Genomic DNA, 6,631 nt, shown 5'->3' with positions numbered 1-6,631 from the left:
GTCATCTGATCCTCCGTAGTTTTTGCAAACATAGAGAATCATAAACTACTGAAATCGCTCAACTTAATTTTAGGTCGGGCTCTAAGGGATATGCACCCTTTATGCCCTGCAGCCTCAGCCCTTCTTCGCAAAAAGCCTTGCGGGAAGGGCCTGTCCGGGTCAGGCAAGCGCGTCCAAAAAACGGATTAGGCCAACCTGAACACAATCACACAGCGCCAATGCGCAGCAGATCGTGGAAGTGCACAAGGCCAACCGGCTTTTCATCCTCGACCACAAGCAGCACGCTGATATGGTGATCCTCCAGCATGCGCATGGCCGCACCGACCAACATGGTAGGCGGCACGGTCTTCGGATCGCGCGTCATGACATCATCGACGGTCAGCTGCGACAGATTGCGGTGCAGATTGCGCGCCAGATCGCCATCCGTGATGATGCCGGCAAGCTTGCCGTCTCCATCCACAACGGCAACACAGCCAAAGCGCTTGTGCGACTGAACTGCCATTGCCTCCGGCATGGAGGTTCCCACCGTCACCACGGGCAGGCGGTCGCCGCGATGCATGATTTCCCGTATATAGGTCAGGCTTGCGCCAAGCGAGCCTCCCGGATGGAACGTCTTGAAATCGCTTGGGCTGAAGCCGCGCGCCTCAAGCAGCGCAATTGCCAGTGCATCGCCAATGGCAAGCTGCATCATGGTCGATGTCGTCGGCGCAAGTCCATGCGGACAAGCCTCATCAGCCTTTGGCAACAGAAGCACAATATTGGCAGCTCTGCCGAGAGCTGAATCTTCACGTGATGTGATGGCAATCAGCGGAATGCGGAAACGTTGTGAATAATTCACAATGCCTTTCAGCTCTGCCGTCTCACCTGACCAGGAAATGGCCAGAATCACATCATCGCGCGAGATCATGCCCAGATCGCCATGATTGGCTTCTGCGGCATGGACAAAGAACGCTGCCGTGCCGGTTGAGGCAAAGGTTGCAGCAAGTTTTGAACCGATATGGCCGCTTTTGCCAACGCCGGTGACCACAAGACGGCCACGCGCGCCGACAATTGTCCTGACTGCTTCGACAAAGGGCCCAGAAAGCCCGTTGGTCAACGCCTTTTCCAGAACAAGCAGTCCGGCATTTTCAGTGCGGATAGTACGTAATCCGGCGTCAATGGCCGCATCGGCATCGACACAATGAGAAGTGTTAGTAGGCTGTTTCATGGCCGAAGGGTTAGCGCTTTCGGCGGATTTTGTCCAAGAATTTCTTGGAGCTCGCAGCCCTGCAAGCCAAGGCACACGGGCAGATTCAGGAGAAGGGCTGCAAAATGCATGAAGGCCTCGCCTTCCGGAAGGAAGGGCGAGGCCATTCGATGAAAAGCCAGGCAAATCAGGCTGGCTTGATCGTCTTCAAAAGTTCGGTGATCGTGCCTTCCACCGTTGGACGGATATCCTCACGCCACAACGCAAAGGCGACATTGGCCTCGATGAAGCCTGCCTTGGAACCACAGTCAAAGGTCCGGCCCTGATAGTGGAAACCGTAGAATTTCTGATCCCTTGCAAGCTTCAGCATGGCGTCGGTAAGCTGGATTTCATTGCCAGCGCCCTTTTCATGCCTGCCAAGCAGCGCAAAGATTTCCGGCTGGAGAATGTAGCGACCATTGATATAGAGATTGGATGGCGCGGTTCCCTTGGCGGGCTTTTCCACCATCTGTGTGATCTCAAAGCCATTGGCAATGCTCTTGCCCTTGCCGACAATGCCATATTTATGCGTTTCCTGCGGGTCGCATTCCTGCACTGCGATGACATTGCCGCCGGTCTGTTCATAAAGCTCGACCATTTCGGCAAGGCAGCCCTTTTTCGACTGCATCACCATATCCGGCAAAAGCAGGGCAAAAGGCTCATCCCCCACCAGTTCGCGCGCGCACCAGACAGCGTGCCCCAGCCCAAGCGGCACCTGCTGGCGGGTAAAGCTGGTCGTACCCGGCTGTGGCTGCAAATGTTTCAGCTGCGCCAGCTCTTCATTCTTGCCGCGCTCTTCCAGTGTCGTATAAAGTTCTACCTGCGCATCAAAATAATCTTCAATGACCGCCTTGTTGCGCCCGGTGACAAATATCAGATGTTCGATACCCGCTTCACGTGCTTCATCAACAACATATTGAATCACCGGCTTGTCGACGACAGTGAGCATTTCTTTCGGAACGGACTTCGTCGCTGGCAAAAAACGCGTTCCCAGACCTGCGACAGGAAAAACTGCCTTGCGGATTTTGCGAATAGAACTCATTCCACTCCTCAACACATTAGCTACGCTTGCATCAACGCACAAAAGCCATTGAAATTCAATTCAGCCTTATTCCCCAATCATTGGCAAAATGAAGAGCTTTAGCCATCACTTTAAGTAATTCCGCATTAATGTTGTTTGATAACCGAATTCAACAGCCCTTCATTGCATGGTAAACTAAATGCTAACCTCCGCGTCATAAGCTCATGCCATGACGGTCGGAACAAAAACTGCCGGATCGGGTGCGCGCGATACATGCGTGGAAACGAACGGCACTGCGACCAGACAGGTAAGGCGCCTCTTGCAGGCGCGGCATTGATTGCAGAAGGGAAACAGAGAATGCTGCAATTTCCATGCACCTTGGGGCAGGCAAGAAGACGCCGGCTTTCCGCCGTGCTTGGCATTGGCCTGCTCGTTACAGTCCTATCGACAGGAAGCGCGCTGGCAGATGCGAAATTTCGCCAGTGGGTGGCCAGTTTCCGTCCTGTTGCACTCAGCCAGGGCATAACACCTTCAACCTTTGACCGCGCCTTTCATGGCGTGAATGCGCCAGACCCGGTTGTCCTGCAAAAGGCCAAGTACCAGCCGGAATTCACCGAGCCTATCTGGAGCTATATTGATAACCGGGTGAATGAACATTCCGTCGCCATTGGCCAGCAGATGGCACGAAAATATGCGACCTGGCTGCAACGTATCGAACAGCGTTTTGCCGTCAGTCGCAACATCTTGCTCGCCATCTGGTCGATGGAAAGCAATTATGGCGAAATCCTCAAGCGTGAGGATGTCATGCGCGATACCATCCGCTCGCTGGCAACGCTTGCCTATGCCGATCAGAAGCGGGCCAAATATGGCCGCACCCAACTCATTGCGGCGATGAAAATCCTGCAGACGGGAGATATTGACCGAGGCCATCTGTCTGGCTCATGGGCAGGCGCGATGGGCCACACCCAGTTCATCCCGACCAGCTATCAGGCCTATGCGGTCGACATGGATGGCAATGGCAAGCGTGACATCTGGAACTCGGTGCCGGATGCGCTCGCAACTGCCGCCAATCTGCTGCACCGCAATGGCTGGCAACCCGGCCGCACCTGGGGCTATGAGGTGATTCTGCCGCCAAACCGCAAATTCCCGAGCGGCTCGCTCACCATTGCCGAATGGGAGCGTCTGGGCCTTGTCCGCGCCAATGGCCGTCCCTTCCCGGATCCGAATGAAAAGGCAACCTTGCGCGTTCCCGATGGCCGTCAGGGCCCGGCCTTCCTGATGACGAAGAATTTCTTCGTGCTGAAGCGCTATAATAACGCCGACAAATATGCGCTGGCCGTGGGCCTGCTGGCAGACCGCATTGCCGGTTCCAAGGGCCTCATGCAGGACTGGAACCGCCCGTTCACGCCAATCACCATGAATGAGCGTCAGGAACTGCAATCGCATCTGAAGGCGCTTGGCTATTACAGCGGCAATATTGACGGCAAGATTGGCAAGACATCACGCGAGGCCATTGAAGCCTTCCAGCGCCGCAATGGTCTGCAGCCCGATGGCCATCCGAGCAAGGAAGTGCTGACCATTCTGCGCCGTAGATAATCCGCTTCTGCCAGGATGAAGGCAGGCTTCATTCTGGCCAGGCCGCTACAGTCAGGCGCTCCGGCTCGGAGCGCCCTTTCTTCCCCCTTTCTCGCGTCCAGTCGCATTTGGCCATGTCGCATTTGGTAAGCTTGCATTATAATTCATGCGCAGGGAGACAGGGATGCGCAGAGAACCATTTGCAACAGCCATGATCAGACTGGGCAGCACGCTTGCCGTGGCTGCAGCGCTGATCATGACCGACATCAGCGCCGCCATGGCGCAACAGGGCCCGCGCACCCTGTTTGAATTGCTGTTTGGCCCGCGCCAGAACACGGTGCAGCCCAAGGCCCCCAACCCTGCCCCGCGGCGGCGCACCACACCGGCAAAACCCAAGCGCACCGTCCAGCCCGCGCGTCCGCCACAGCCTGTCATCCGTGAACCAGCCGTTGTGACGGTTGAAAAAAAGCCCGACGCCAAAAAAATTCTGGTCATCGGTGATTTCATCGCCAATGGTCTGGCCGAAGGCCTGACCATTGCCTTTGCGACCAATGCCGATCTGATGGTTGCCAGCAAGACCAATGGCTCGTCCGGCTTTGTCCGCAGCGACCATTTTGACTGGCCTGCCAATATTGGCCAGATCATCGATCAGGAAAAACCGGCCGTCCTGGTGGTCATGCTTGGCTCCAATGACCGTCAGGCCATTCACACCGGTGGAACCAGTCTGCCTGCCCGTTCGCCGCAATGGATGGAGGCCTATCAGCAGCGGGTTGAAGCCTTTGGCAATGCGATTGCGAAAAGAAACATTCCGGTCATCTGGGTCGGCCAGCTGCCTTTCCGGCAAAGGGCCATGATGCAGGACATGCTGGCGCTGAATGAGACCTACAAGAAGGCAGCCGAAAAGCTTGGCGGAACATTTGTGGATGTCTGGGACGGCTTTGTCGATGAGGATGGCAATTTCACCCAGACCGGCTTTGACGTGAACGGGCAGACGGCGCGGCTGCGCGCCAATGACGGCATCAATCTGACCACCGCCGGCAAACGCAAGCTTGCCTTTTATGTCGAAAAACCGTTGCAGGCCCTGTTCGGCAATCATGACAACAATGTGCAGGACAGAGATGCGGGCCTGCCCGCTGAAACAGAGGCTGAGAAAGAACCGGACAGACTCAAGCCGATTGACCGGCTGCAGCCCGTCAGCCTCAGGGAGCTGAACAGGGACACGAGCGGAGTTCTGCTCGGTGGACAGGTTATTCCGCCCGCCGGGACGAAAGCCCACATCAATGCCAAAACCGTGCCTGGGCGGGCAGATAATTTTGCCTGGCCGCGCCAGTAAGGCTGCCATGGCTTTTCGCCGCATCCGCCTGAAAACTGTACCGATGGGCGGCACAATCGGCTAGTCTCGGCCCAAACCGAGTCCAATGCCAAATCGGGGTGTGCCATGTCCGAACTCATTGCTGCAAAACCGCTCACGGAAATTGTCATTAGTGGTGGTGGCCCTGCTGGCATGATCGCGGCGCTGGCGCTTGCCGCACACAACTATCGCCCGGTCTTGCTTGGACCGGAAACCAACAAGGATGACCGGCGCACAACGGCATTGATGATGCCGGCCATCCGATTTCTCGACAGTCTCGGCGTATGGCAATCCATTCGCCCTGAAGCGGCCGCACTTTCCTCCATGCGCATCATTGATGCAACCAAGCGTCTGGTACGCAGTCCCACTGTCACCTTCCGTTCCTCGGAAATTGACGAGGAAGCCTTTGGTTATAACATTCCAAATGCCTTGCTGAATGACAGGCTGTCCGATGCGGTGGCACAACAGGACATGATCCGCCGCGTGACCCTGCCGGCAATCGAATATCGTAACAATGGTGATCACGTAACAGTCACGCTCAAGAATGGCGAAACCCTGCACACCCGCCTGCTGATTGCCGCGGACGGGCGCAATTCGGCCGCGCGAGATGCCGCCGGCATCCGCACGCGCCGCTGGCAATATCCGCAGACTGCCGTGGTGCTGTCCTTCAGCCATGCGCTGCCGCATGACAATATATCGACCGAATTCCACACCGAGGAAGGCCCGTTCACACAGGTGCCGCTCAAGGGCAATTGTTCCAGCCTTGTCTGGGTGGTCAATCCGGAGCGTGCAAAAACCCTGCTCGCACTGGATGATGATGCCCTTGCACAGCGCATCGAAGACATGATGCAGTCCATGCTGGGCACGGTGAAAATCGATGTCCGGCCGCAGGCTTGGCCGCTTTCCGGCCTTGTGCCATACAATTTTGCTGCCCGGCGCACCATTCTGATCGGCGAGGCGGCTCATGTCTTCCCGCCGATCGGCGCACAGGGCCTTAATCTTGGCACACGTGATGTCGAAACCCTGATCAAGGCTGTCGCCCAGGATCCGCGTGACCCGGGCGCCGAACGCGTCACGCGCGCTTATGACCGCGGCCGCCGGCCAGACATTCTGGCACGCACCGGCTCAGTCGATGCGCTCAACCGGGCGCTGCTGTCGCCCATGCTGCCAGCGCAGATTGTCCGCAATATCGGCCTTGAAATGCTGCGCTCCTTTGCGCCATTGCGCGCCTTCTTCATGCGCGAGGGCATGCGCCCAGGCAGCGGTTTCGGCCATTTTTTGCCCAAATTGCCGGGCATAGGCAAATTCGGGCGTGTGGACGCGGCCTGAAAGGGACATTGTGAGCCTGTTCATATTCCTGTCGATCTGATGCCATTAGAGCCCGACCTAAAATTAAGTTTAGCGATTTCAGTAGTTTATGATTCTCTATGTTTGCAAAAACTACGGAGGATCAGATGAC

5 protein-coding genes are annotated in these 6,631 nt (G+C 56.6%); 3 read left to right on the top strand and 2 right to left on the bottom strand.

Annotated elements, in window-relative coordinates:
• Positions 1-205 precede the first annotated feature (205 nt).
• Both ACFO1V_RS09795 and galU read right to left on the bottom strand, forming a co-directional pair.
• Positions 206-1,207, bottom strand: a complete 1,002-nt coding sequence (locus tag ACFO1V_RS09795) for a KpsF/GutQ family sugar-phosphate isomerase (RefSeq protein WP_374834570.1) — start codon at positions 1,205-1,207, stop codon at positions 206-208.
• Between the two features lie 166 nt (positions 1,208-1,373).
• A complete protein-coding gene (gene galU / locus ACFO1V_RS09790; protein ID WP_374834568.1) occupies positions 1,374-2,267 on the bottom strand; it encodes a UTP--glucose-1-phosphate uridylyltransferase GalU in 894 nt (297 codons plus the stop codon).
• Between the two features lie 336 nt (positions 2,268-2,603).
• Here galU and ACFO1V_RS09785 point away from each other — a divergent pair, with 336 nt between their 5' ends.
• The 3 genes from ACFO1V_RS09785 (at position 2,604) to ACFO1V_RS09775 (ending at position 6,501) form a co-directional block, all read left to right on the top strand.
• Entirely contained in the window at positions 2,604-3,842 is a 1,239-nt protein-coding gene (locus tag ACFO1V_RS09785) for a lytic murein transglycosylase (RefSeq protein ID WP_374834566.1), read from the top strand.
• A 163-nt stretch (positions 3,843-4,005) separates the two neighbouring features.
• Positions 4,006-5,154, top strand: coding sequence for an SGNH/GDSL hydrolase family protein (locus tag ACFO1V_RS09780; protein WP_374834564.1), 1,149 nt, complete (start codon positions 4,006-4,008; stop codon positions 5,152-5,154).
• Between the two features lie 105 nt (positions 5,155-5,259).
• Positions 5,260-6,501 carry a UbiH/UbiF family hydroxylase gene (locus ACFO1V_RS09775; RefSeq protein WP_374834562.1) on the top strand — a complete coding sequence of 414 codons (1,242 nt, stop codon included), beginning with the start codon at positions 5,260-5,262 and terminating at the stop codon, positions 6,499-6,501.
• The last annotated feature ends 130 nt before the right edge of the window (positions 6,502-6,631 follow it).

Source organism: Daeguia caeni, from assembly GCF_042653845.1.
Classification (GTDB): Bacteria; Pseudomonadota; Alphaproteobacteria; order Rhizobiales; family Rhizobiaceae; genus Brucella; species Brucella caeni.
Note: the sequence above shows the minus strand (reverse complement) of the source record. Positions and strands in the feature narration are given on the sequence as shown.